This is a genomic window from Prosthecobacter sp. (assembly GCF_044222345.1).
In the GTDB taxonomy this organism is placed as follows: domain Bacteria; phylum Verrucomicrobiota; class Verrucomicrobiia; order Verrucomicrobiales; family Verrucomicrobiaceae; genus Prosthecobacter.
In genome coordinates this window covers 1-23,229 of the sequence record NZ_JBGANL010000042.1, presented here as the reverse complement: position 1 = coordinate 23,229, position 23,229 = coordinate 1, and the positions used below count along the sequence as shown (strand labels likewise).

Below are 23,229 nucleotides of genomic sequence, written 5' to 3'. Positions count from 1 at the left end.
GATGTGGGAGGTGCTTTAATTGAGGTAACGAAACTCCGCGCTCGCGATCAGGCTCTGACAGAAGGCGGACAGCGCGGCAAATTCCGCCTGCGCCTTCGCTTCTTTGCCGCTGCCCTTGTCCTTCGCAATCTGCTGCGGGAAACGCATCCAGAAGTTGCTGATGGCCGCCTTCTCCTGCGTCGTGGGTTCACGGCCAAACGCCAGCTCGTAGGCGTAGCTCAGACGTTCGGCGGAGCTGCCCGGGTGCTTGGCGATGCGTGCCGCAAACGCATCCGCTGCACTTTGCGCCTGCGGATTGTTCATCAAATACAGGCTCTGCGAAGGCACGTTCGTCGTATCGCGATCCCCATTCACCAGGCTCGCATCCGGATAGTCAAAGACCGAGAGCATTTCTGGAATCTGATCCCGGATGATTGGAATGTAGATCGAACGATAGGTGTAGCTCTTGCTCGTCAGCTCACCACGAAAGATCGAGAGCAAGCCCTGCCTGCCCTCACCAGCGCGTGCCACGGGCGAGCCGTCCACCGGATACAGATTCAGAGTGCCCCCCACCGCGAGCATCGCATCACGGATCGCCTCCGCCTCCAGGCGGCGCTGGTTCATGCGCCAGTGCCACTTGTTATCGGGATCGACGGCATAGTTCGCCGCATCGTAGCCTGAGCCCATCTGATAGGCACGGCTCATCATGATCTCACGGATCAGCTTCTTCACCGACCAGCCATTCTCCATGAAGGAGACCGCCAGATAGTCCAACAATTCAGGGTTGGATGGCTTCTGGCCCATCGTGCCAAAGTTGTCCGGTGTCGGCACGATGCCGCTGCCCATGAGTTTCAGCCACACGCGATTGGCCATCACACGTGCCGTCAGGGGATTGTCCTTCGAGGCGATCCAGTAGGCCAGGTCCAGCCTGCCGCTGCCGCTTTGCGGGCTGATGTTCAACGGCTCGCCTTTCGCACACAGCACCTCCACCAGTCCTCGTGGCACCACTTCGCCCGGCTGCTTGATGTCGCCACGAATCAAGATCGGGCTGTTGAACGGGGTGGCGCGATCCAGCATCCCCATGGCCAGAGTGCGCGGCGTGCCATCGTCATAGAAAAGATCCACGTCCGCCTTCACCTCTTCCGCACGATCACGTGCGCCCCGAATGCGCAGGAAGCTCGCCGCCCCAGCCTTCTCACGGTCCTGCTGGCGCATGGCAAAAATCTCCTTCTGCGCCTCGGCGGCAGCGGTTTTCGCACGCTCATAGCTGCCCTTGAGCTCAGCCACTTCAGACGGCGAAATCTTCGCCAGGGAGGCCGTCTGCCCGGCAGTGCGATCCAGTTCGATCAATCCTGCCGTATTGTTGTTCTGCAGCTGCTCATACGTGCCAAACAGCGTCTCGCTGCTGAGGAAGATGCCCGCCAGCGCGTAGTAGTCGCGCTGCGTCACGGGATCAAACTTGTGATCATGGCAGCGTGCGCAGGCCAGCGTCAGCCCCAGCATGGACTGCGACACGGCGTCGATCTGCTCATCCACCACATCCATTGAGAACTGACGGCGGTCGCGGTTGTTGTGTCCTTTGGCCCCAATCGCGAGAAAACCCGTGGCCACGATCTTGTTCGCCTGATCGCGCTTGCCCTCAAACTTCAGCAGGTCTCCTGCGATCTGCTCCTTGAGGAACTGGTCATACGGCTTGTCCTTCGTGAATGAATCGATGACGTAGTCACGGTAGCGCCATGCATGTGGGTAGAGCACGTTCACCTCCTTGCCGCTGCTTTCCGCATAGCGGGCCACGTCCAGCCAGTGCCGCGCCCAGCGTTCGCCATAACGTCCGGAGTCCAGATACATGTCGATGACTCGCTTCACCGCTTCAGGCGACTGATCGGCGACAAAGGCCTTCACCTCATCCGGAGTCGGCGGCAGCCCCGTCAGGTCAAACGCAATGCGGCGGATCAGCGTGGGGCGGTCCGCATCGCGCATGGGGTGCAAGCCGTTGGCTTCGATGCCAGCCAGTACGAACGCGTCGATCTCCGTCTTCGCCCAGCCTTCCGTTTTCACCGCTGGAGGTGCAGTCTTCACCGGTTTCTGAAAGGCCCAGTGCTTGCGGCCTTCATCCATGTCGATCACCCGCTTGCCACCGCCCGCATTCACCACCTTGTTTTCACGCGGGTCAGGGGCGCCCATCTCGATCCACTTTTTGAAGTTCGCGATCACATCATCCGGCAGCTTTTGCTTCGGCGGCATCTGCATGTCCTCATTTTTCCAGGTCATCGCCTCGTACACGCTGCTCTGTGCGATGCTGCCCGGCGTCACCCCCGGATGCCCCGATTCCCCGCCCAGCAGCGTCGCCTGCCGGGTATCCAGCGTGAATCCGCCTTTGACCTTGGACGATTCAGCGGAGTGGCATTTGTAGCAGGACTGCACCAGCACGGGCCGGATGTTCTTCTCAAAGAACTGCAGTTGATCCGCAGGTATGCCAGCATGCGACGCCTCGGTGGCGTCAGCGGCGTACAGAGCCATGGGAGCAAGCAGAAGGACGGAGAAGGGCAGAGTCTTCATGGGAGGGTGAAGCGAATGACAGCGTGTAACACCTTGGCCCTAAAAAGGTTTCTCTCGTGCTGCCTTTGCATGCCACCCCCGCTGAAACTCCCCGCCGACAAGAGCCGTTAGGTCCCTCCCTCATTTCTTTCCCACCCCTTCACTCCTCATGCGCCACATCATCGCCTCCCTGCTGCTCGTTTCCTCCATTCACGCGGCGGAACTCGTCGTTCCAGACAACGTCACCTTCACCCGCGACATCGAATTCGCCAATCCAGACAACCAGCATCTGCAGGTGAATCTGGCGCAGCCCAAAGAGGGCACGGGCCCCTTCCCCGCCGTGGTCTGCATCCATGGCGGCGGCTTCCGCGCTGGCAAGCGGGAGGGGTATGACAAACTGCTGCTCACACTCGCCCAGCATGGCTATGTGGCCATCACCGTCACCTACCGGCTAGCACCGGCCTACAAGTTCCCCGCCGCCGTCCATGATTGCAAAGCCGCCGTGCGCTGGCTGCGGGCAAACGCCGCGAAATATCACGTGGACCCCGCACGCATCGGAGCCATGGGCGGCTCTGCGGGCGGTCATCTGGCGCAGTTCCTCGGCGTGACCGCCGGCGTCCCTCAGTTTGAAGGTGATGGCAATCTGGAGCAAAGCAGCGCCGTGAATTGCGTGGTCAATTTCTATGGCCCCAGTGACTTCACCAAGAGCTACGACAAGAGCGTGGACGCCAAGGACGTGCTGCCGCTCTTTTTCGGCGGCGATCTCAGCACCAAGCGCAAGGAGCACATCATCGGCAGTCCTCTCTACTGGGTGACGCCCAATGCCGCCCCCACCCTTTGTCTTCACGGCACGGCTGATGAATACGTCGCCTATGAGCAGGCCACCTGGATCGTGGACAAGCTCAAGGCCGCCACCGTGGAAGCCGAACTCGTCGGCTTCGAAGGAGCTGGCCACGGTCTGAAAGGCGTGCCCCCTGAAAAGACCGAGCAGCTCATGCTGGCCTTTTTTGACCGTCATCTCAAGCCTGTGGCGGCCCGCTAGCTGCTTTGCAGATTGAATTTGCAATGATTTGATGAACCATGAAAACTCGTGCTTTTCTAAGTAAAAAGCCAAGTTAAGATCGAACTTCGCAGGTTCATTTTTTTAATTATTCCCCACCAATCACGCAACAGGCAAGAATGAACGGCAACCACAACTCGCTCTGCATTTTAAACTGCATCACCGGGGAACGCTCCAAATTTGACGGCGGCACGTTTGTCATTGGCGCAGGGCCTCAGTCAGATTTGAAGGTAAACTCGCCGCAGTGCCCCCAGGTGCTTTGCAAAGTCACGAAAACCGGCGATGCCATGGACTTCCAATTCAGCAGCCCGGTGCTGGTGAACGGCGCTGAAACGACTTTTTTCAGATCCCTGCCGGGAGAGGAGCACACCATGACAGGCGCGGGGCAGCTGCTGGCCTTCAAATACAGCCCCCAGCCGGGCACCTGGATGGCTCTGGGGAATGACAACTCGTGGTTCGTTTACAACAGTGAGCAGCATGACTGGAACGGCCCCTTCGGCCCGGAGTTTTTGAAAACCTGGCTGGGCCAGTTTTCCACCAACGCCCGCAAGCGGCTGGTTTTAATCCCGAACGGCATGGAGCAAATGGGGTTTTATGTGCACGACTCCATGGAGATCCTCAAAATCCCGCCGCCCATGACCCCGCCGGCCGAAAAAACCGCGTGGTATGACCGCTACAGCTCCATGCCGGATGAATCAGCCGAACCGGCCCGTTCCCGATCCAGCTCCCGTGAACCAGCCATGGAGGCCGCGGAAGTGAACAGCGAATACGGCGAATTCACCTGCCCGATCTGCTGGTTCAAATTTGACCGGGGCGATGCGATGAACATTGCCGTGCACAACAGCCTGCGGGGTGATCCCATGCTGGGCGATGAAGCCATGCAGCGCTTCCACGCCACGCGCTTCAATGACCGTGGGCAGGCGCTGGATGCCATGGGCCTCTCCACCTCCGACCTCGCCTGCCCGCACTGCCGCCGCAAGCTGCCACCGGGGTTCCTCGACCTGCCCCATCACATCTTTTCCATCGTCGGCGCGCCCTCTTCAGGCAAATCGTACTACCTCAGCGTGCTGATCAAAATCCTGCAAAGCACCCTGTTCCAGAATTTTGGCATCACGTTCCGGGATGCTGATCCCTCGGAGAACGTCATCCTCACGCAGATGAAGACGCAGCTGTTTTCCTCCTCGTCACCGGAGGATGCCTTCCTGGCCAAAACCGATCTGGAAGGGGCGCTCTATGAGACCCTGCCACGCCAGGGGCGCAAGGTGCGCCTGCCCAAGCCTTTCATCTTCAAACTGTCTCATCCCGACACGCCGGACAACGGCTTCTCCATGGTCTTTTATGACAATGCGGGCGAGCATTTCGAGCCGACCCGCAACAGTGCGGACTCGCCCGGTGCCCAGCACATCGCGGTGGCCTCCGGCATTTTCTTTCTCTTCGATCCCCTGCACAACACCGAGTTCCGCGCCATGATGAAGGGCGTCACGGATCCGCAGATCAAAACCCACCGCATCGATCAGCAGGATGTCATCCTCGCTGAAACGGAAGTCCGCATCAAAAGCCTGCTCGGGCTGGACTCCCGCCAGCGCGTCTCCACACCGTTCGCGGTGATGGTGGGCAAGTATGACACCTGGGCCTCTTTGCTGGGAGATGAACCCCTGCTCCCCGTGATTGAAGATGGCGTGGTCAGACTCGACCACATCAAGGCAAACTCCAAGCGCGTGCGCAATCTCATGGTGCGCATCTGCCCTTCCATCGTGGCGAATGCGGAGGCCATCTCCTCCAATGTGTGCTACTTCGCCGTCAGTCCGCTGGGCTCTTCACCGGTGGAATTTCTTGACCGAGACGGCACGCCGCGCATCGGCCCGGATCCGAAGCAGCTCAATCCCCAGCATGTGGAGGCGCCCACACTCTGGGTGCTGTCGCAGGCGACGCCTGAAATGATTCCCTCCACCTCCGCGAACTGATCCACATGGCCTGGCAGCTCATTTACACCAGCGCCCCCCGCCTGATCGAAGCAGGCCGCACGGGATTCGGCACCGTGGCCAGACATCGCGCTGTCAGCGGCATGCTCGCAGCAGCGGTGGAACGCTTCAGCCAGTTTGCCCGGCTGCCGGGTCATGATCCCCGGCGCGTAGTTCACGCCCACCGCATCCTGACCGTAGGTTCGAGCACTTATCATGTGCTGAGCTGCCTGCAGGACGCCGGCTCAGACTACACCGGCCGCACCAATCACATCGCCCATCACCTCATCGCCGAACCTCGGGAGATTCGCGCCCTCTCCGCCGCAGGACTGACACCGGCGGACGTGCTCCTCTCCATGGCCTGGCGCACATCATGGAACGAAGGCCCGCGCTACCTTGACCCTGCCGAGGAGATCAATCTGACAAGCTTCACCCCTTCGGCCTCTCATGCCTGGGCCGCAGTCACCGGTGATCCCGCCTCCGCCGGCATCCTTTGGTCCCGTGAGGCAGACAGGGGCTGCTATCTCATCACACCTTCTGGCATCAGTGCGCTGGAGCTTTTCCGCGAGTCGTTGCAGGTGCAGCCGGCGCACTCCTGGCAGACCCGCTTCACCACCTGTCTGGAGCCCAATGACGATGTGGCGGACTTCCGCTGGATCGCCCTGTCATCCACCTCCCCCATGCGTTCGCAGGCGGAGACCTCCAACCGCCTCACGCTCGATCTCACCCGTCCTGACACGCTGCCGTCGCCGCCTCTACCCGAGGTTGCCCCGCCAGCCTTTGAATCCGTGAGTGCGGCAGCACCGGCGCCTGCGCACTCCGCACCAGCACAGGTCTATGAATCCATGCGTTCGTCAGATGCCGCGTCAGCTCCCGTCAGCCCCATGGGCGCGTGGTCGCCTGAGCCACGCCGCAAAGCTGCCAAATCAAACAAGAGCTTCATCGGCATCTCGCTCATCATTGCCGCTGTGATGATCGTTGTCGTGGTGGGTGCTTTGCTGCGGCAGAACAATCTGAAGGAACAGGCGCGTGCGGACTATGAACAAAAAATTGCCGCCACCTGGAAAAATCATCAACTCGTCCTCAGCGACACGCGCAAGCTGCTCGAAGAACAGCCCGACCTTGAAGAAGGGACGGCTCTGCTGAAGTCACACGAAGACTTTTTCCGCATCATGAAGCAGGTGCTGAAGCAGCCGGGGACTTCCATCGAACTCCCCCTTCCCGCACATACCGCGGACGATCTCGAAGATCTCCAAAAGCTGCTGGAGGAATGGACAGGACTGCATGTAAAACCCTGGGCGAAACTGCAATCCGGCCAGGCCAGCGTGACGGCGTTGGACCTTCTTGAGGCCTACCGCAAATGGCAGGACTCACGCAATGCCACCTGGAAGCAGCTGACCCGTTTTACAAGCCTGAAAGAGATTCCGCCACCCGGTGAGGAATTCGTCCAATCACTGAAGGACGCAGCCCGAGAAGTGCTGCGCCATGCGGAGCCTGCACGCGACACCCGTGCTCAGTGGGAGGAAGTGTTTAAACTCCCCGGAGACCCGCAGAACAGCACCGTTCTCGAAGTGCAGCAATGGCTGAAGCTTTGGGCAGCACTGGACGATGCAGGCCCCCAGTCCCGCGCCACAGCGCAAACTGCCGCCTCCAACAATTCACTGCCAGAATGGCTGCAAGCCAAGGCGGAAGGATTGAAGCAGCAGCCTGACAAGAAAAATGACCCCAAGATGGCGGTCAAGGCTGACGATCCGCGCCCTCAAGTGGCGCCAAAACCGGTGGTCATGATCGAGGATGCGGATGCGATCTCCGCCACCAATCCCATCCATCTTTGCCTGCTCCAGCCCAACGAAGATCCGGCGGGAAAAATCGCCGGGCTGAAGGTCTCTGATGACATGCAGTTGTTTGTCGGCAACGCCTGGGCACAGCATTCGCCCCCGGATGGAAAGGCCGAGCCCAAAGAGGGCGAACTGAAGAAGTGGCTGCCGGTCAGCCTGGAAGGCGACGAGGCGCTCAAGTTCGGCACGTCCTTGTTTGCCAAACTGAACGAAATGATCGTTTTCTCCAAGGACGGCAAACTGACCGCCATTCCTGAAGAACTCAGCAAATCGCCCGACGGCGTCAGGATCGTTGCACGCAGCAAAGAGGGCACCAAAGTTCTTTTTGATCTTCGCATCTTCAAATCATCCGCAGGCCACTCAGCTCTTATGCCTTTCGTTTTGAAGGCCACGTTGGTTGAGTCACCTGAAATGATCGAATCGCCAAAACTGGGAGCGCTGCTCAGTCGCCTTCAGGTTGTTAATGCAGCATCGCAGTTCAAGCTGCGCTCTCCGCTGAATCTCGAAGAGCCTTGGGATGCAACTCTGCAGGATGGAAAATGGATCCTCTCGCAGAAACAGCTCACTTCCGTTCAAAATGCCCAGGCCATGACACTTCTGGCAAACCAGATTCAGGCCCTTCTCGACGGAATAAAAAGCCTGGGAAACCTCAAGGAAGTGCTCCTTAAAAACCAGTCCGGTTCCGGGGCAAAACAGTCCGGTTCTGAGGCAAAACTCAAACAGTATGATGACGGAATCGCTGCAAAGGAGAGTGAATTGGCCGAGGCCAGGCAAAAACTGGCCGCTTTAAAACAGACCAAAGAACTGCCCAAGCCCGGCCTGCCTTCAGGCGAATTCATTCTCTATGCCTCACCCAAGGCAGGAACTGAGATCGACATCTGCAAAGTGCAGATCGTGCCTCCAGCAAAACCTGCAGCAACTCCCACGACCAACCCGTGAAACCTCTCACTCAAGCCATCGAGGCCATCCGCGCCGCCCTCAAAGAGGAGGTGCCACCATCCGCCGTGGAGGATGCCGCCATCCTCTACGCGCAGTTTTGTTCGGATGTGGAGCGGCGGCTGGACCTTGTCGCCACCATGCTGCAAAAAGGCAGCGACTACCAAGCCCTCCAGGTGGCGGAAGAAGACCCGCCGCTGCTGGATCTCGCGGCAGCCGTGAGTTTCGGCGAAGAAAAAAACTGGCAGATCTATTGCGACGCTCATGGGCTGAAAGTGGCCCCCCGCGTGAACCTCCGCATCATTCAGGATCTGGAGTCCCTCTATTCCCGGGGCATCTCCGCCAATCATCCGCTTTATAAAGACTTTCGCGCGGCGGTGCTCTCACGCGATGACGCAAAGTCGCTGCGCATCGTCAAAACCATCCTCAAGCTCAACCCGCAGGACGACAATGCCCGCAAGGAACTCCAGCGTCTGGAGAACAAGGCGCTGCAGGAAAAAATCGACCTGCTGCGTGAGGCGCTGAAGACGGATGACGAAGAACGCATCGCCACGCTCACGGAGGACATCAAGGCCGCCGCTCCTCCATCCAAGCTGGAACGCCTGGATGTCTTTGAGCAGGGGGAGAACATCCGTCAGGCGCTCCGCCGCAGGCAGGCCGAGGCCCGCGTGCCGGGCATGCTCACCACCATGCAGCAGTTCAAGGCCGAGGGCAGATGGCGGCAGCTGGGACAGATGCTGAGCGTCATCAACGCCATGTTCAAAGAGCATGGCTTCACGCCTGCCGATGCTGCGCAAAAAGCCACCCTGGCGGACCTGACCCAGTTCCATCAAAAGGAAAGGGCTGCCGATGAAAAGCAGCGCAATTTTGACCGCACACTCAAAAGCTTTCTCTCCTTTGTGGAGGAGGTGGAAACCCGCCTGCTCACGGGCGCTGGCGTCACGTTTGAAGAGATTGCCGGCAAGGATGAAAGCTTCGTCAAACGCTGGAAGGAGTTGGAAGGCTATCAGCTGCCGGTGGCCGCTGACTCGTTGCAGCGCCTGCGCACGGCTGGCCAGGAACTGCGGCACAAGCTGGAGCGCATGCAGCGCACCAAACGTGCGGGAAACATCGCGCTGGCCGCTGCGGCATTGGTGCTGCTCTGCGGCGTTTCCGCCATCAGCCTGCATGCCTGGAAGGCCTGGACGCTCACGCAGGAACTCGCCTCCTATCAGGCCAAGGAAAACTACAGCGCCGCAGAAAATCTGATCAAGAAACTGCGTGGCGAAGAGGAACTGCTGCTGCGCTGGCCCTACCTGCAGGCCCGGATCGAAGAAGTCAGTGCATGGGCCGCCAAGTCCCGCGTCACCGGCAAGCAGGCCGCCGAAGCGCTGCTGGCCTTGGAAAATTCATTCCAGGGGGAGCAGACCAAGCTGACGGCCACCCAACTCGTCAGGCAGCTCAGCGATGCCGAAGCCTTGGTAAAACAACTGGGAGGCGATGTGGCGGCAGAACCGAAAAACCGCCTCGCAGCCCTGAAGACCAAGGCGGATCTTCACCTCGTGACGGCCCTGAAAAAACTTGTCGCCAGCACCTCCTCCACCCTGGCCAAGCTCGAAAAGCGCGGCACCGCCGAGCTTTCGCACGAGAAGCTCGCAGCCAATGTCAGCACCAGTTGCACGGCCATCGACAAGGAGCTGCTGCCCCTCGAAGCATTCCTTAAACCCGAGGTGCCGGCCCTGGCTTTCCCAGCGGATCTGGAGACGCGGATTCGCGCCCTGCGCCAGCGTCTGAGCACCTACCAGGATGATCTGCGCACCTTTGCCACCATCCGCAAGGAAACCGCCGGTGCCGCCTCGCTGGACGACTACCGCAAGGCCATCACCAAGTGGCAGACCATCAAGTTTGCCGAGGCCGCCCCCTCCCTCAAAATGCTGGACACCCTGCCGACGGAAAAAGCCTTTCAGGCCGCCCTCTTCACCGGTGGAGACAAGGATCTGCTCCAGGCTGTTCTCGATGACAAGTCCAGGAGCTACATGGCGCCCGACACACTGCTCGAAGCGGAGCTGAAAATGATCCTCTCCCTTCTGCACAACGAATATTTAAACAACATTTTCGAGAGCAGCGTGATTCACTATTCCAGCAAAAAGAGCGGCGGCACCGTGTGGTCAATGGGCAAGCCTGAAGCGACGGTCATTGGTGGCTCCAGCCGCTGGAGCGCCAAATTCTACCAGCCCGATCCGACACAGACGTCGGTGATGTTTATCCAGCACAGTTTCACCCGCGCCGGAGAGGTGGGCGAATACCAGGGGGATGCCATCACCACCACCCGCCTGAGTCAGACCAGCGAGTTCATGAACTCATTGGATATCGGACGCATCAGTGACGAAAAAGGAGAGCACGTGCTCAAGCCGCTCCTGGAAGTCTGTGACAAGCTGGTGCAGGACACCCGTGGCAGCCCCATCGCCAAAGCCTACGTCCTGCTCAAGCTTGAAGACATGATGCACCTGAGGCCGCGTGAATGGGGCTTGGTGCACTGCCCGTCCTTGCAGCAGGATCTGCAAGCTCTGCATCGAACGCTCGGCACCACGCCACTGCGCAGCGAAGACTGGCTCGTGCCGGAGATGCAGGAAAAATGGCTCACGCCGCTCACCGCCTTTTTCAAACCTTTGAAATCACGCGCCTATCTGCGGGAGGCGCTCGCCCACAGGAACTACCTGCGCGCCGCCACCAGTGCCGGACTGAAGTTTGCCGGTTATGTGGAGACCGATCTGTCTCTTGTCCTCAACTCACAGGGACGCAGCGCAGGTGAGCTGTGGATGATCAGCAGGGAGAACGGCAAGCCGCTCCTGGTGCCCAATCCTGCCGCTGGAAAAGCCGCATCAGACACGCCCAAAGCGATCGTGGCCTCCGCCTCCGTTCCTCTCAGCCCGGTGTTCTTCGTGACTGCAGACCGGCGCGCCCTGCTGCAGCAGTATCAAGAAGCTCTTTCCTCCACCGGAGTCGATCTCAAGCCGCTCCCTGCTGAATCCCTCTTTCTAACCAACCCCTGATATGAGCAACACAACCTATTCTCTGGAGTGGCGCGGCACTGTGAAGTCCGGCCTCACCTATGAAGACATTGAGGCAGGCCTCGTCTCGGGGGATTTGCACACCTTGTACAAGATCCAGGTGAACGGCCGACGGCTCGTGCTGCGGGACTTCGTGGAGCAGCAGCGCCCGCTGCTCGCACCGCCCCCGGTGAGAAATCTCCCGCCGTCTCCATTGCCGCAGCTTGTCGGCAATGCACTGCCGCGGCCAGATCTGCAGTCATCGGTACCGCCACCGCCGCCCATGGGCAAAGCCGTTCCTTCTTCTCTGCCGCTGCCCGCCGGTCGCAAGGCAGCAAAGCCCGTCTGGTTCTGGCCGACCATCATCCTCTCTTCCACCGTCTGCATTCTGATCGGCGTGGTGCTCGTGTATTTCATCGCCAGCAGTTTTTCCAGCAACCGCAGATCCAACACCACAACGAACACCTCCTCAACAAGCACCAGTGCTGGCAGCGAGGGCAAGGGAGAGGCCACAGCGAGGGTCTTGAAAATCCTCCCCTATTCCCGCGCCGGGAAAGAGTTCTTCCCCAGTGCGCTCGTCTCCACCTATAACGTGCAATGGAACAACCAAGAGCTGAACAGTTTCGCCCCGGCCATCTTCGGCGATGAGGGCAGCTGGCTGGGCCTGGTAGTGGAAGGGGTGACAAAGAACGCCCATGTCAGCGTGGCAATAACCGTGGACGGCTTCACAAAACCCTCCAAATGGGAGGGGGAGATCACCTCGGTAAGCGAGGATGGCGCGGCCATGATCATACCCAAGCTCATCTGGGATTACGCGGCACTGCAGAAGGTCCGCCAGCAGCGGCCCGTCAATGTCAGCTTCACGGCCTCAGTCGATGGCAAGCCGCTGCCGGAAGTGACAGAAACCTACACGATGAGATCCATCAACGACTGTCCCCTGGTGCTGCTGAATGCGGATGGCAAAGGAGAAACAAACCTCTCCTTCCTCTTTGCCGCCTACGTCAATGAGGGCCACCCGCAGGTTCAGAAAATCCTCAAAGAGGCGCAAGACACCGGCCTGGTGAAGAGTTTCAACGGTTATCAGGGCGATCCCGACAAGCCAGAAGAGATCAGGATGCAGGTTAAGAGGCAGGTGTTTGCGATCTGGAACGCCCTCCAGCGCCGTGGCATCAAATACAGCAGCGTTACCAACACGCCGCCCGGAGACCGCATGTTCTGCCAAAGCGTGCGTTTCTTGGATGAGTCCATTGACAACCGCTCGGCCAACTGTGTGGACGGCACGGTTCTCATGGCCTCTGTGCTGCAAAAGATCGGCATTCAGTCCTACCTCGTGCTAGTCCCCGGCCACTGCTTTCTCGCCTTCAACGAGATAGAGGACAGCGCGGCCCTTCCCACCGGTCTGGAGACCACGATGCTGGGCCGCGACAACATCACCAATGTAGAGAAGCTGGAGTTTCTCTCCGATGCTGAACAGTCCAAAGAAAACCATGCCTCCGTCAGCACCTTCGTGGAGGCTATGAACGTGGGCAGTGGCAGGATTCAGGGCTGCGTCCTCAATTTGCAGGGGGGGGGCAGTTCAAAATACCAACTCATCTCCCTCAAAGAGGCCCGCAACCTCGGCATCAAACCGATCGCGTCGGAGCAATGAACTCTTCTGCCACGTCCTACCACAAATTCACCAATCCATGAGCATGCCACAGGTCCCGCCATCAAACTCGGTGGCCATTCCATCCGGCAATCCCTTCAAGGACACGCCGAAATCACTCGACTGGTCTCGCTCAGACATTGAGCGCAGGCTCGGCTTTCGGGGTGGGCGCTTCACCAGTCCGGGCAACACTTTGTCTTTGATCATCGCCCTGCTGCTGACCGCCGCCTTTTACACCGCCATTATTCTGGTGCAGCAGAAGTGGCCGCAGACGCGGTGGTTTGCCGCCATGTTTCTGGAGCGCGGCCCCTGCCCCTACCCCACAATGCTGCTCTTCTTCTGGGCGCTGGCTTTGCTGCTGCTCAAATGGCGCAAGCTGGTCTTTCAGCGCAGGGTCTTCGGTCTGCCCCTCATGCCGCAGGAGCCTGAGTTTGTACTGACCTCCGCCACCGCCCGCGAGGTGCGCGAGCGCATGAGCACTCTGGTGGACAACCCGCACCACTTCGTCCTCTTCAACCGCATCGATCTCGCACTCGCCAATCTACACAACATCGGCCACACCGCCGATGTGGCCGCCATCCTCAAGGTGCAGGCGGAAAACGACGAAGCCCAGATCGCCTCCAGCTATGGGATCATTCAGGGCTTCATGTGGGGCATTCCGGTGCTCGGTTTCATCGGCACCGTACTCGGCCTGAGCCAGGCCATCGGTGCCTTTACCGACACCCTGCAAGCAGGCGGAGATCTGACCGCCATCCGCGCCTCGTTGAAGACGGTCACCGGCGGACTCTCCACCGCCTTTGAAACCACCCTCGTTGCTCTGGTCTGCGCGTTCATTTTGCAGCTCATCGTCAGCTTCATGCAGTCCCTGGAATCTCAATTTTTGGACAACTGCAATGACGTCTGCAGCAGGCAGGTGGCTGGAAAACTCCGTCTGCAGGAAACCTGATCCCCATTGCGATGAGAGGCCGGTTCCAAAAATCCCATGGCAGCGCGGTGAGTTTCTTCGCGTTCCAGGACGTGATCACGGGCACCACCGGCTTTCTCGTCATCATCACCATTTTTCTCGCGCTCAATCTCGATGATGTCATCAGTATCAGCAGCGATGCAGATCCCCATTCAGCTCTGACTGTCACCCTCAAAGACACACTGGCCGAAATCGTGAAGCTCAAGCAGAAGGGCGTCATGGCCGAACTGAGTCCGAACGAAACGGAGGAAACCATCAGACGCATGATCGAGGAATTGAAGCGCTCCATTGAGCGGCTCACTCCCTCCACGCAGCCGGATGCCACCCAGAAGACCACCGAGGAGACGCCCCTTCAAAGGGAGGTGCGCATAGAAAAGCAGAAGCTGCTGACCACCATCGAATCACTCAAAAAGCTCCTTCCTGAAACCACGGAGAAGGCCGCGAAGGCGGAGTCCGAAGTGGCCGCGAAGGAGAGCGAGGTCAAAAGAATCCAGAGCCTTCTGCAGATGAGCTATGATCAGCAGAACGTCCTGCGCCTGATTCCTGAAAAGAGCACCACCAACAAAGATCCCGTGCTCGTCGTGGTCGATAAGACCGGCTTTCGCATCCAGCTTTTTGACGGCTCAAAATCGAAGTCCGCCAGCTCGCTGGAGGAGCTGATGCAGACCTTGACCGCCTACCCATCAGCTCAGCATTACATCGTGCTTTACTTCAAACCCTCAGGCGCGCTGCAGTTTGATGAAGTCACCCGGCGGACTCGGGGCGCAGGTTATGAAATCGGCTACGATCTCATCCCCGAACACATCCAGCTGGAGCCTGCCGGGCCCACCAAGTAACAGGCCATGAGAAGACTGCGCCCCAACTCCGAAGAGAGCCTCGATCTGCTGCTCGACACCCTGTGCAATGTGTTTGGCGGCATCATCCTCATCTCCTGTCTGCTGGCGCTTCTGACCAATCAAAAGACTCCCGTTCCGGGCGACCCCAACGGCATTTCAGGCACTCAGGGCCGGCTGCTGGCGGAGCGGATCGCAGCCGCCAAAAGCGAACTCGCGGGACTCCTAAAAATCAGCGAAACAAGGAAGTCCAAAGGGCAGGACGAGTTGCAGACCCTGATCAGCGAGCGCAACGAACTCCAGGCCACCCTGGACCGGCTGAGAAAACTGCAGCCCACGAACTCCGACACCACCGTCTCCAAAGATCCTGTGGGAGACCTCACGGTCCTCCGCTCTGAGATCAAGGCCCTCGACCAGCGCCTCGCCGATGCCAAAGCCAGAATGGAAGCGGCTGACAAAAAGGCACGCGATCTCGCCGCGCAAATTCAAAGCCTCCGCAGCAAGATCACCGCCGAGGATGAAAAACGCATCGAGCGTGTGCGCTTTCCCAAAGAGCGGCAGATCACCAAGTCAGCCACGAACATCATCTTGAAGTACGGGGCGGTGTATCCGCTGCAGGACTCCACCGGTGCCAACTATTCCGGCATCACACGTGTCATGAAGGGCGCGGAAGACTACGAAGCCATTCCCAAGAAATCCGAAGGCATCCCCATGACGGACCTTGCCACGCTGCGCAGACTCCTGGCCAGCTACAAGCGCGGGGGCGTTTACGTCAGCCTGTGCGTCTATCCCGATTCATTCGAAACCTTCCGCGCCATCAAGTTGCTGGTCCTTGAAGCAGGCCTGGATTACGGCTTCGACGTGTTTCCTGAGCACTTCATCATCACCTTCAGCCCCAAAGGCACCTCCCCCGCTCCGCTGTAAGGAGCTTTGAGGTAGCGCGCCTCTCACTTCGTCGGCCGCAGGTCAAAGCACACCAGCTTGTCCTTCTGCCGCACGATCAGCCTGCCGTTGGCAATGGCGGGTGAGGAGCAGCCCATGGCATCTGTTTTAGCACGGCCCATTTGCTCGTAGGCGGCGTTGGTGGCTTTCACCATGCGCACATGCGTGCCGTTGTTTTCATAAACCAGCAGCTTGCCGTCAGCGAGCAGCGGAGAGGTGATGGTGCTGTTCACCTCATTCACCACCCACTTCTCCGCCCCTGTTTCAAGGTCGATGCACTGATGCTTTTCACCGCAGCAGAGATAGACGCTGCCTTCGTAAATGATCGGGCTGCCGGCGTAGCGGCGCGTCACCCAGAAATGCGACCACGCAGTCTTCGGCGTGCCATCAGGCTGCATTTTGTACGCCCGCAGGCCCACGCCTTCCGTGCCGCTGTAGAGCACCAGCCAGTCGCCGCTGCTCACCGGCGTGCTCTGGCTGCCGCCTTCGGCCTTCCATTTCACTCCGCCGGTTTCCGGATCGAGACCGTAGAGAGCATTGTTGCCATTGATGACGAGCACGGGCTTGCCGCTGCTCGGCGCCCACCACGTCGGGCTGGCGATCAATCCCTTCGCTTCCTTCTGCTCCCACAGCAGCTTGCCATCCGCTTTCGAGAAAGCGCAGGTCGTGCCAGCGGCCATGTACACGCGGTCCCCCATCACGAGCGGCGATGCCGCAGGTCCTTTGACAGAAAGCGGTGCTGACCACACCAGCTTGCCGTCGGCCTCGTTGACGCAGAGCAACTCCGAACTGCACGCCGCATAGACCTTGCCATCCACCACCGCACAGGTGCTGGAGGACTGGCGGCCGCTGGGCTTGCCCGGCTGCGTGTATTTCCAGATCTGTTTCCCTGAGGCCAGATCCATGCAGAGGATCACATCCTGCGCGGTCTTCACCGTATTCGGCACCAGCGCGATCATCTTCTCCTTCACGTCCGGTGGGAATCCTTCGTCATCCAGCCACTTGCTGAACACTGCCGCACTGGCAAACGGCTTGCCCTGGCGGCTGTTCATCTTGTCCAGCCACTCCAGCGCGATGGCATTTTTGCCCGCCTTGAAGCGGCTGGCCACCCAGGTGCCGATGTTGATCTCCTCTTTCTCGCTCAGGTTGTCCTTGCGCCACTGCGTCACCCATTCATCGAACTTCGCGCCGCGCAGCGCAGGCAGGTTGAGGCGGGTTTCCTCCAGCTTCTTCGCGAGTTCCGGCGACGTGCTGCGATAGTTCAGCGACTGCAGCACCTCCGTGTCGATCTCGCGCGTTTCAGAGGGCACGCGCTCATGCCACACCACGCTGAGAAACACCTTCTCCCCGCTGACCACCGGGCTGCCATGGCCGCCATACTCATTGCTGGGTATGAACTCGCTCTCCCAGACCTTTTTGAGCCCCTCCGTTGGAAAGGCATCCGCAATCGGGCTCGTGTCCTGTGAAACCCCGTTGCGGTCCGGCCCGCGCCATTGATTCCAATCACCTGCCCATGCAGTGGAGACAAAGAGCAGGACATGCGCAGCAGCAAAAGCGGTTTTCATGAGCTGCCGTAAACGGCTTCGCGCCGCCTTAAGTTTCAACAAGCATCATCGCCCGATTGATGATGAAAAGGGCATGCGGCTTCTGGCACCTGCCATCCGGATCTGCACAGGAGCCGTGAGGTGTTTTGAGTGCAGAGGCTTCACCGGCTCAGAATCAGATCTGCTTTCAGCGGATCAAGATGCAGCTTAAGTGGATTCACAGACGGGAGCCCATGCCGTCCATTAGTCACTGGCTCATAGTCATTTGCACGAGTCCGCTCTTGTGCAGAACCTATTCCATGCTTGTTAAGCGGCCATTGCCATGACTGGACCCACCCTCCAACCTCCGTCTGAATACTTTTTCGAAAGGTATCCCTGGAACGACAGGCGGGTGCTGTTTTGCATGGCTCTGCTGATGGCTTGCAGCGACTTCCTGGCCAGCCCCATCATCTTCTTTCCCTTCCTGTTCGTGATCCCCGTGGCGCTGATGGCGTGGAACTGCGGTCTCCGCACCGCCTTGTGGCTGGGGGCCATCCTGTGCCTCATTCGCTTCTGCATCCAATATTACTGGGGCATTCCTTACACGCTGCCCGTCGCCATCACCAACGCCATCCTGCGGCTCGCGATCCTGTTCTTCATCACTTTTCTGTGCGGCAGACTGTCTGAGCAGACCCAGGCCCTGCGTGCCCGCGTGCGCACGCTGGAGGGGCTCCTGCCCACGTGCGCCTACTGCAAGGACATCCGGGATGAAGAGGGCGAATGGCAGCAGATGGAAGAATACGTGGCCTCGCGATCCGCCGCCCAGTTCACCCATGGCATCTGCCCGAAATGCGTCGCCAAACATTTCAGCGACGTCGTGAGCCCGGATGAGAAGAAGGACGCAGGAGCCAAACATTGACAGCCCCCTCCTTGATCAAACGGGCAATCCCGGACTGATGCTCCAGCCAGCAGGGGGGTGGATAAGGGATGGGCAGGGATCACACCGGCCGCCAGCCACCTGGCTGTAATGGAGTACCTGACCCTCTTCTCGGGGGTGTTCCGGAAGGTCGTTCTTTGAGCGGTTTTCGATCTCTGGGTGTCCAATGTTAGAACTGAGTGTCTCACATTCGCGCTTCAACTCCTTACCACTTATCGCCATGAAATGTCATCTTATGCTTCTCGCTCTGGCCGGTCTGGCCGCCGGCCTCTCCGCCTGCGCATATTCTCCCAAGATCCAGCTGGTCCATACCGGGACGGTGCTCGAATCCGCTCCAGGCGTCATCGGCCCTCTGGTGATGAACAATGGCGTGGCGCTGCAGCAGTACAGTCCGAAACTCTACACGCCCTTCCTTTACGATCACCAAAGCATGGCCAGCAACACCTTCTACCACGCCCAGGCCGTGCGGCACGCTGGCGATAAAAAAGGCTCCGTGCATGTGGGACCTTTGATGCAGGCGTCCGCGGAATGATCCTCCACGCACCCGCGCTCTGCCTTCATCCCGAGACTGGGTGTGCTCCTTCCGCCAGAGGAGGAAGCGCAGCCTAGGCCCGCCACACCGCCTTCTCCACCTTGCCATTCCATGCGTGATCCTGCGCATGCGTCAGCGTGGTGAAGTCTGCGCCCTGCTGCGTGAGCTGGGCCATCGTCCAGCCAGTGGTGCTCTCGGTGGGATTGGACACGTAGGAGGTGGCGGGAGTGTTCAGGATGTGGATGCCGCGATGCTGGAAGTGATCCCGATGATGGATGTGGCCGTGGATGTACGCCTTCACCTGCGGGCGTGAGACGAGGAGCTCCCACAGAGGCTCGGAGTCTTCCAAGCCGCCGGGGAAATGCTTTTCCTCGCCGCCGAGCCGGGGATTGTGATGGGCGACGACGAGCGCGGGCTTGCCGGGGTGCGCATCCAGCATGCGGCCCAGCCATTTGAGCTGCTCCGGGCCGAGCAACCCCTGCGCGACGGCGCGGGCGTCCGCGCCCTGCCCCACGGTTTTGAGCGAATCGAGCAGGAAGAGATTCGCCTTGGCTAATGAGACGACGCCGACATGCCGAGAGACCACGGGCGGCTCCGCCGGTTTCTCCGCCTGCAGCACCTGGTAAAAAATGTCGCGGTTGTCGTGATTTCCCAGGGTGAGGTGCACGGGCATGCCGGCCTCCCGCAGCGGGGCGATGAGCCGCGCGAAGTGCTCGTAATCACCGGGCCGCCCATTGCTCAAGGCGAGATCTCCATTGATGACGACCGCCGCAGGCCGCCGCTCCTGCGCGATGAGCCAGGCCACCGTCTCGCGCAGGTGCGTGGGGATGGCCGCACTGGCCGGATGCTGCGCGCCGATGTGCGTGTCATTGAGAATGGCGATGCGGTCCGCATCCACCCGCTGTGAGTCTGCTGCGCGAAGCACCGGAGCGCAGACGACCGCGCCGCCAAGCTGAGTGAGGAACGTGCGCCGGGATGGGGTGGGGAGATGGATGGGCATGGCTGGGGGAGGCTAAAGTAGCCTTGCGGCTGCGCAACAAGCTTCGGCTCCGCATCTCCCGCGCACCACGCAAGCCTCACACCACCATGCGCGGGGAAGGGAGTGGAGGCGTGGTGACTGCCTCTGCCCTTCCCTCCCGCGACATGGGTTTAAACTCAGTCGTTGTAAGCGGCTTCGCCGTGCTCGGCGAGGTCGAGGCCCTGGTTTTCGTCTTCGGGGCTGACGCGCAGGCCGAGGGTGACATCGATCACCTTGAGGATGACGTAGCTGGCGATGCCGGAAAGCAGGATGGTGTAAAGTGAGGCAAGGAGCTGCGTGACGAGCTGGCTGCCGATGTGGAAATCTCCCAGGCCGCCGGCGAAGGAGGTGGTGCCAAACACGGCCACCAGGATGGTGCCCACGAAGCCGCCGACACCATGGACGCCGAAGACGTCCAGCGAGTCGTCATACTTGAAGCGATGCTTCAGTTTGGTGCAGGCCAGCCAGCACAGCAGCGAGGAAATGGCGCCGATGCAGAGGGCTCCCACAGGGCCCACTTTCCCGGAGGCCGGGGTGATGGCCGCGAGTCCGGCGATGGAGCCGGTGGCGATGCCGAGCACGCTGGGTTTGCCATTGCGCAGCCACTCGATGAACATCCACACCACGGCGGCGGAGCTGGCGGAAATGTGCGTGACGACGAGGGTCATGGCCGCAGAGCCGTTCGCCGCGAGCTGGCTGCCCGCATTGAAGCCAAACCAGCCCACCCACAGCATGCCTGCGCCGGTGACGGTGAGCGCGAGATTGTGCGGCATCATCTGCGCATGCGGGAAACCACGACGTGGGCCGACCATCATACAAGCTACCAGCGCGGCCACGGCGGCGGTGATGTGCACGACGATGCCGCCCGCGAGATCGATCACACCCGTGAGGCCGAAGAACGCGCCCGCCTTGTGCCACACACCGTAGCAGCAGGGCACATAGACCACGAGGCTCCACACCACGCTGAAGATCAGGATGGCCTGGAACTTCATGCGCTCTGCAAACGCGCCGATGAACAAGCCCGGGGTGATGAGGAAAAACATCATCTGGTAGGCGAAGTGCAGCAGCTCCGGGATGGTGGGGCAGTCACTGCGCACGGACGTGGGAGTGACGCCGCTGAGAAAGACCTTGCTGAAACCACCGACGATGCTGCCGCCGTCTGAAAACGCCAGCGAGTAGCCCACGGCCAGCCAGACGAGGCTGAGCACGGCAGTCAGCGCAAAGCACTGCATCAGGATGGAGAGGATGTTCTTCGCCCGCACCAGTCCGGCGTAAAACAGCGCCAGGCCGGGGATCATCATGAAGAGCACCAGCGCGGTGGAGGTCAGCAGCCAGGCGGTGTCGCCGCTATTGATTGTGGAGCCGTCGGCGGCCTGGGCGGAGGTGGTGGCGAGAGCGAGCGCGGCCAGCGCGGCAAAGGCATGCCGTGCGGCCCCGCTCCCCGTGCGTTTCAGCAGGGATGAGGTCATGGTTGGTTGGGTGGTTGGTGCTTGAGCCTTGGTTGGAGGCTGGTTGGGGTCCGATGCTAACCAAACCACCCCTGCAGGCAAGAAGAAACCACCGCTAGTTGGCATGATTCTTGCTCTATTTTTCCACAGATTGCTGGTTTTCACCCCCAGTCAGCTTTGCTGTGTCGTGATTCCGCGCCCTGCCTGAAGACACTGCTTTTGGACCGATGCCTGCAGGCGCGAACCGTGGCGCTACGCTTTCCCGTTTCACCGGAACGAGGCTGCCTTACCAAGGCTCCCACCTGGGGGTTGCTGCGGATTGGCCAGTTTGTCTTCCGGCATGGTCCTATTTTTTTCTACCATTCCATGGTTCCTGAGGCGCGGACGCGCTCCCTTGGGAGGTGGGCTGACCGGGCCCTGGAGGCTATGACCCAGATGATCAAGATCGACATCGCCGAGGTGAAACGTGCCGCCGATGGCGCCCAGGCCGGTCGAAAAACATTTCCTGCTCCCGTCCAGCGGAGCCATCAAAACCAACGAAACCGGGGTTTTGATGGTTTCGTTGGTTTTGCTGGTTCATTTTAAAAGGGGGAGTGTGTTTTTACTGTCCTGCGTGTGGCAGGAAGACTGACCCCAAGTTGCAGGGTTTCGTCGGTTTCGTCGGTGTGTTTTGCAGGGGGAATATTTTTTTCAGCCGTCCCGGGCGGTGCAGGAGGGAGGTTTCGGGGGTTTTGGTGGTTTCGGTGGTTCGTTTGGAGAGGGGGAGTTATTTTTCTGCCCTCCGAGATGGAGGCAGGCTGGGGGTTTCGTCGGTTTCGTCGGTGTGTTTTGCAGAGTGAAAATATTTTTTCCACCCTGCGGGATGAGGTTGGGATACCTGAGGAGCGTTGTTTCTGTGGAACAAGAACCTCCCTGCCTCGCAGTCATGGGCCTGCATTTTCAAATGCTCTGGCAGCCAGCCACCCATGGGCTACTCTCCGCCCCATGATCTGGGAGAAACTGAAGGCGCTGCTGGGCATCGAGGCCAAGGAGCCCATGGTGTTCCATGAGGAATGGATCGACATCCTGAGGCAGAATGTACCGCTGTATGCCCACCTGCCGGAGGAGCTGCGGCTGCGGCTTCACGAGAGGATCGCGCAGTTCATCTCGACGATTCGTTTTGAAGGCTGTGGCGGGCTGGAGCTGACGGAGTCCATGATCCTTACCGTGGCAGCACAGGCCTGCCTGCTGGTGGTGCAGCGCACGGGGAGACCCTACCCGAAGCTGAGTGCCGTGTACCTCTACCCCACCACCTTCAGTTCGCTAAGGCAGCGCAGAGACGCCCAGGGCATCGTCAGCGAGGGAGAGGTGCACCGGCTGGGGGAATCCTCCCGCTGGGGCACCGTGGTGCTGGCCTGGGATTCCGTGGCTCACGGAGCACGCTACATTCACGATGGAGACAACGTGACCTTCCATGAGTTTGCCCATCAATTAGACCACGAAGATGGTCCCACGGATGGTGCCCCCGCCCTGCCCAGCGGTGCCGCCTACCGCACGTGGTCCCACGTCTTTCATGACAACTACGCCGACTTCCTGCAGCGCACGGATGAGGGCACCGAGAAGGTGCTGGATGCCTACGGCGCCACCAATCCAGCGGAGTTCTTCGCCGTGGCCACCGAGACCTTCTTCGAGAAACCGCAGAAGCTCTACGACGAGCGGCCGGAGATGTACGCTGAGCTGGCCAGGTACTACCGTCTGGATCCACGGGAGTGGATGGAGTGAGGGTGCCCCACAGTCCTTACAGTGATTCTGAATAGCACAGAGTGGTATCTACAAGCATGTCATTTATCAGCTCATTCATGGCAGCACGCCCTCGAGTCCTTCCCCGCCGTGAATCCCGCCGTGAAAAAAACACTCCCCCTTTTAAAATGAACCTCCAAAACCTCCGAAACCACCAAAACCCCCAGCCCACCTCCATCTGGGATGGTCGAAAAAGTAACTCCCCCTTTTTAAATGAACCATCAAAACCAACAAAACCCCCAAAACCTCCCGCCTGCATCTCCCTTG

At 59.9% G+C, this 23,229-nt stretch carries 16 protein-coding genes; 12 read left to right on the top strand and 4 right to left on the bottom strand.

What is annotated here, in order from left to right:
• Window positions 1-15 precede the first annotated feature (15 nt).
• The gene (locus tag ACILSL_RS19740; RefSeq protein WP_395733781.1) at window positions 16-2,538 is read right to left on the bottom strand and encodes a PSD1 and planctomycete cytochrome C domain-containing protein; all 2,523 of its coding nucleotides are present in this window, start codon (window positions 2,536-2,538) and stop codon (window positions 16-18) included.
• A 148-nt stretch (window positions 2,539-2,686) separates the two neighbouring features.
• Here ACILSL_RS19740 and ACILSL_RS19735 point away from each other — a divergent pair, with 148 nt between their 5' ends.
• The 8 genes from ACILSL_RS19735 (at window position 2,687) to ACILSL_RS19700 (ending at window position 15,707) form a co-directional block, all read left to right on the top strand.
• Window positions 2,687-3,559: an alpha/beta hydrolase fold domain-containing protein gene (locus ACILSL_RS19735; RefSeq protein WP_395733780.1), complete on the top strand. Its 873-nt coding sequence runs from the start codon at window positions 2,687-2,689 to the stop codon at window positions 3,557-3,559.
• 137 nt (window positions 3,560-3,696) lie between these two features.
• Window positions 3,697-5,541 (top strand): hypothetical protein, encoded by a 1,845-nt coding sequence (locus ACILSL_RS19730; protein WP_395733779.1) that lies wholly within the window; start codon window positions 3,697-3,699, stop codon window positions 5,539-5,541.
• Between the two features lie 5 nt (window positions 5,542-5,546).
• On the top strand, window positions 5,547-8,315 hold the full coding sequence (locus ACILSL_RS19725; protein ID WP_395733778.1) for a hypothetical protein: 2,769 nt from the start codon (window positions 5,547-5,549) through the stop codon (window positions 8,313-8,315).
• A complete protein-coding gene (locus ACILSL_RS19720) occupies window positions 8,312-11,344 on the top strand; it encodes a hypothetical protein (RefSeq protein WP_395733777.1) in 3,033 nt (1,010 codons plus the stop codon). Before ACILSL_RS19725 ends, ACILSL_RS19720 begins: the two co-directional genes overlap by 4 nt.
• Before the next feature lies 1 nt (window position 11,345).
• Window positions 11,346-12,989 (top strand): hypothetical protein, encoded by a 1,644-nt coding sequence (locus tag ACILSL_RS19715; protein ID WP_395733776.1) that lies wholly within the window; start codon window positions 11,346-11,348, stop codon window positions 12,987-12,989.
• Between the two features lie 43 nt (window positions 12,990-13,032).
• Window positions 13,033-13,932 (top strand): MotA/TolQ/ExbB proton channel family protein, encoded by a 900-nt coding sequence (locus ACILSL_RS19710; protein ID WP_395733775.1) that lies wholly within the window; start codon window positions 13,033-13,035, stop codon window positions 13,930-13,932.
• An 11-nt stretch (window positions 13,933-13,943) separates the two neighbouring features.
• Entirely contained in the window at window positions 13,944-14,786 is an 843-nt protein-coding gene (locus tag ACILSL_RS19705) for a hypothetical protein (RefSeq protein WP_395733774.1), read from the top strand.
• A 6-nt stretch (window positions 14,787-14,792) separates the two neighbouring features.
• A complete protein-coding gene (locus ACILSL_RS19700; RefSeq protein WP_395733773.1) occupies window positions 14,793-15,707 on the top strand; it encodes a hypothetical protein in 915 nt (304 codons plus the stop codon).
• A gap of 23 nt (window positions 15,708-15,730) precedes the next feature.
• Here the strand turns inward: ACILSL_RS19700 and ACILSL_RS19695 are convergent, their stop codons facing one another.
• Window positions 15,731-17,290, bottom strand: coding sequence for a PQQ-binding-like beta-propeller repeat protein (locus ACILSL_RS19695; RefSeq protein WP_395733772.1), 1,560 nt, complete (start codon window positions 17,288-17,290; stop codon window positions 15,731-15,733).
• Window positions 17,291-17,591: 301 nt separating this feature from the next.
• Between ACILSL_RS19695 and ACILSL_RS19690 the strand changes: the two genes are divergently transcribed.
• On the top strand, window positions 17,592-18,167 hold the full coding sequence (locus ACILSL_RS19690; RefSeq protein ID WP_395733771.1) for a hypothetical protein: 576 nt from the start codon (window positions 17,592-17,594) through the stop codon (window positions 18,165-18,167).
• 238 nt (window positions 18,168-18,405) lie between these two features.
• The gene (locus ACILSL_RS19685) at window positions 18,406-18,717 is read left to right on the top strand and encodes a hypothetical protein (protein ID WP_395733770.1); all 312 of its coding nucleotides are present in this window, start codon (window positions 18,406-18,408) and stop codon (window positions 18,715-18,717) included.
• A gap of 73 nt (window positions 18,718-18,790) precedes the next feature.
• Here the strand turns inward: ACILSL_RS19685 and ACILSL_RS19680 are convergent, their stop codons facing one another.
• Together ACILSL_RS19680 and ACILSL_RS19675 are read right to left on the bottom strand one after the other, a co-directional pair.
• Window positions 18,791-19,717: a metallophosphoesterase gene (locus ACILSL_RS19680; RefSeq protein ID WP_395733769.1), complete on the bottom strand. Its 927-nt coding sequence runs from the start codon at window positions 19,715-19,717 to the stop codon at window positions 18,791-18,793.
• A 155-nt stretch (window positions 19,718-19,872) separates the two neighbouring features.
• The gene (locus tag ACILSL_RS19675; RefSeq protein ID WP_395733768.1) at window positions 19,873-21,204 is read right to left on the bottom strand and encodes an ammonium transporter; all 1,332 of its coding nucleotides are present in this window, start codon (window positions 21,202-21,204) and stop codon (window positions 19,873-19,875) included.
• Window positions 21,205-21,618: 414 nt separating this feature from the next.
• On the opposite strand from ACILSL_RS19675, the gene ACILSL_RS19670 reads away from it, so the two are divergent.
• Together ACILSL_RS19670 and ACILSL_RS19665 are read left to right on the top strand one after the other, a co-directional pair.
• Window positions 21,619-21,768 carry a hypothetical protein gene (locus ACILSL_RS19670; protein ID WP_395733767.1) on the top strand — a complete coding sequence of 50 codons (150 nt, stop codon included), beginning with the start codon at window positions 21,619-21,621 and terminating at the stop codon, window positions 21,766-21,768.
• A 399-nt stretch (window positions 21,769-22,167) separates the two neighbouring features.
• Window positions 22,168-22,944 carry a zinc-dependent peptidase gene (locus ACILSL_RS19665; protein ID WP_395733766.1) on the top strand — a complete coding sequence of 259 codons (777 nt, stop codon included), beginning with the start codon at window positions 22,168-22,170 and terminating at the stop codon, window positions 22,942-22,944.
• Window positions 22,945-23,229: the final 285 nt, after the last annotated feature.

Excerpts from the sequence above, each read along its gene's own strand:
- ACILSL_RS19700 (WP_395733773.1), top strand. The coding sequence starts at position 14,793 with ATGAGAAGACTGCGCCCCAACTCCGAAGAGAGCCTCGATCTGCTGCTC.
- ACILSL_RS19740 (WP_395733781.1), bottom strand. The coding sequence starts at position 2,538 with ATGAAGACTCTGCCCTTCTCCGTCCTTCTGCTTGCTCCCATGGCTCTG.
- ACILSL_RS19695 (WP_395733772.1), bottom strand. The coding sequence starts at position 17,290 with ATGAAAACCGCTTTTGCTGCTGCGCATGTCCTGCTCTTTGTCTCCACT.
- ACILSL_RS19725 (WP_395733778.1), top strand. The coding sequence starts at position 5,547 with ATGGCCTGGCAGCTCATTTACACCAGCGCCCCCCGCCTGATCGAAGCA.
- ACILSL_RS19705 (WP_395733774.1), top strand. The coding sequence starts at position 13,944 with ATGAGAGGCCGGTTCCAAAAATCCCATGGCAGCGCGGTGAGTTTCTTC.
- ACILSL_RS19675 (WP_395733768.1), bottom strand. The coding sequence starts at position 21,204 with ATGACCTCATCCCTGCTGAAACGCACGGGGAGCGGGGCCGCACGGCAT.
- ACILSL_RS19670 (WP_395733767.1), top strand. The coding sequence starts at position 21,619 with ATGATCAAGATCGACATCGCCGAGGTGAAACGTGCCGCCGATGGCGCC.
- ACILSL_RS19710 (WP_395733775.1), top strand. The coding sequence starts at position 13,033 with ATGCCACAGGTCCCGCCATCAAACTCGGTGGCCATTCCATCCGGCAAT.
- ACILSL_RS19715 (WP_395733776.1), top strand. The coding sequence starts at position 11,346 with ATGAGCAACACAACCTATTCTCTGGAGTGGCGCGGCACTGTGAAGTCC.
- ACILSL_RS19730 (WP_395733779.1), top strand. The coding sequence starts at position 3,697 with ATGAACGGCAACCACAACTCGCTCTGCATTTTAAACTGCATCACCGGG.
- ACILSL_RS19690 (WP_395733771.1), top strand. The coding sequence starts at position 17,592 with ATGACTGGACCCACCCTCCAACCTCCGTCTGAATACTTTTTCGAAAGG.
- ACILSL_RS19665 (WP_395733766.1), top strand. The coding sequence starts at position 22,168 with ATGATCTGGGAGAAACTGAAGGCGCTGCTGGGCATCGAGGCCAAGGAG.
- ACILSL_RS19685 (WP_395733770.1), top strand. The coding sequence starts at position 18,406 with ATGAAATGTCATCTTATGCTTCTCGCTCTGGCCGGTCTGGCCGCCGGC.
- ACILSL_RS19735 (WP_395733780.1), top strand. The coding sequence starts at position 2,687 with ATGCGCCACATCATCGCCTCCCTGCTGCTCGTTTCCTCCATTCACGCG.
- ACILSL_RS19680 (WP_395733769.1), bottom strand. The coding sequence starts at position 19,717 with ATGCCCATCCATCTCCCCACCCCATCCCGGCGCACGTTCCTCACTCAG.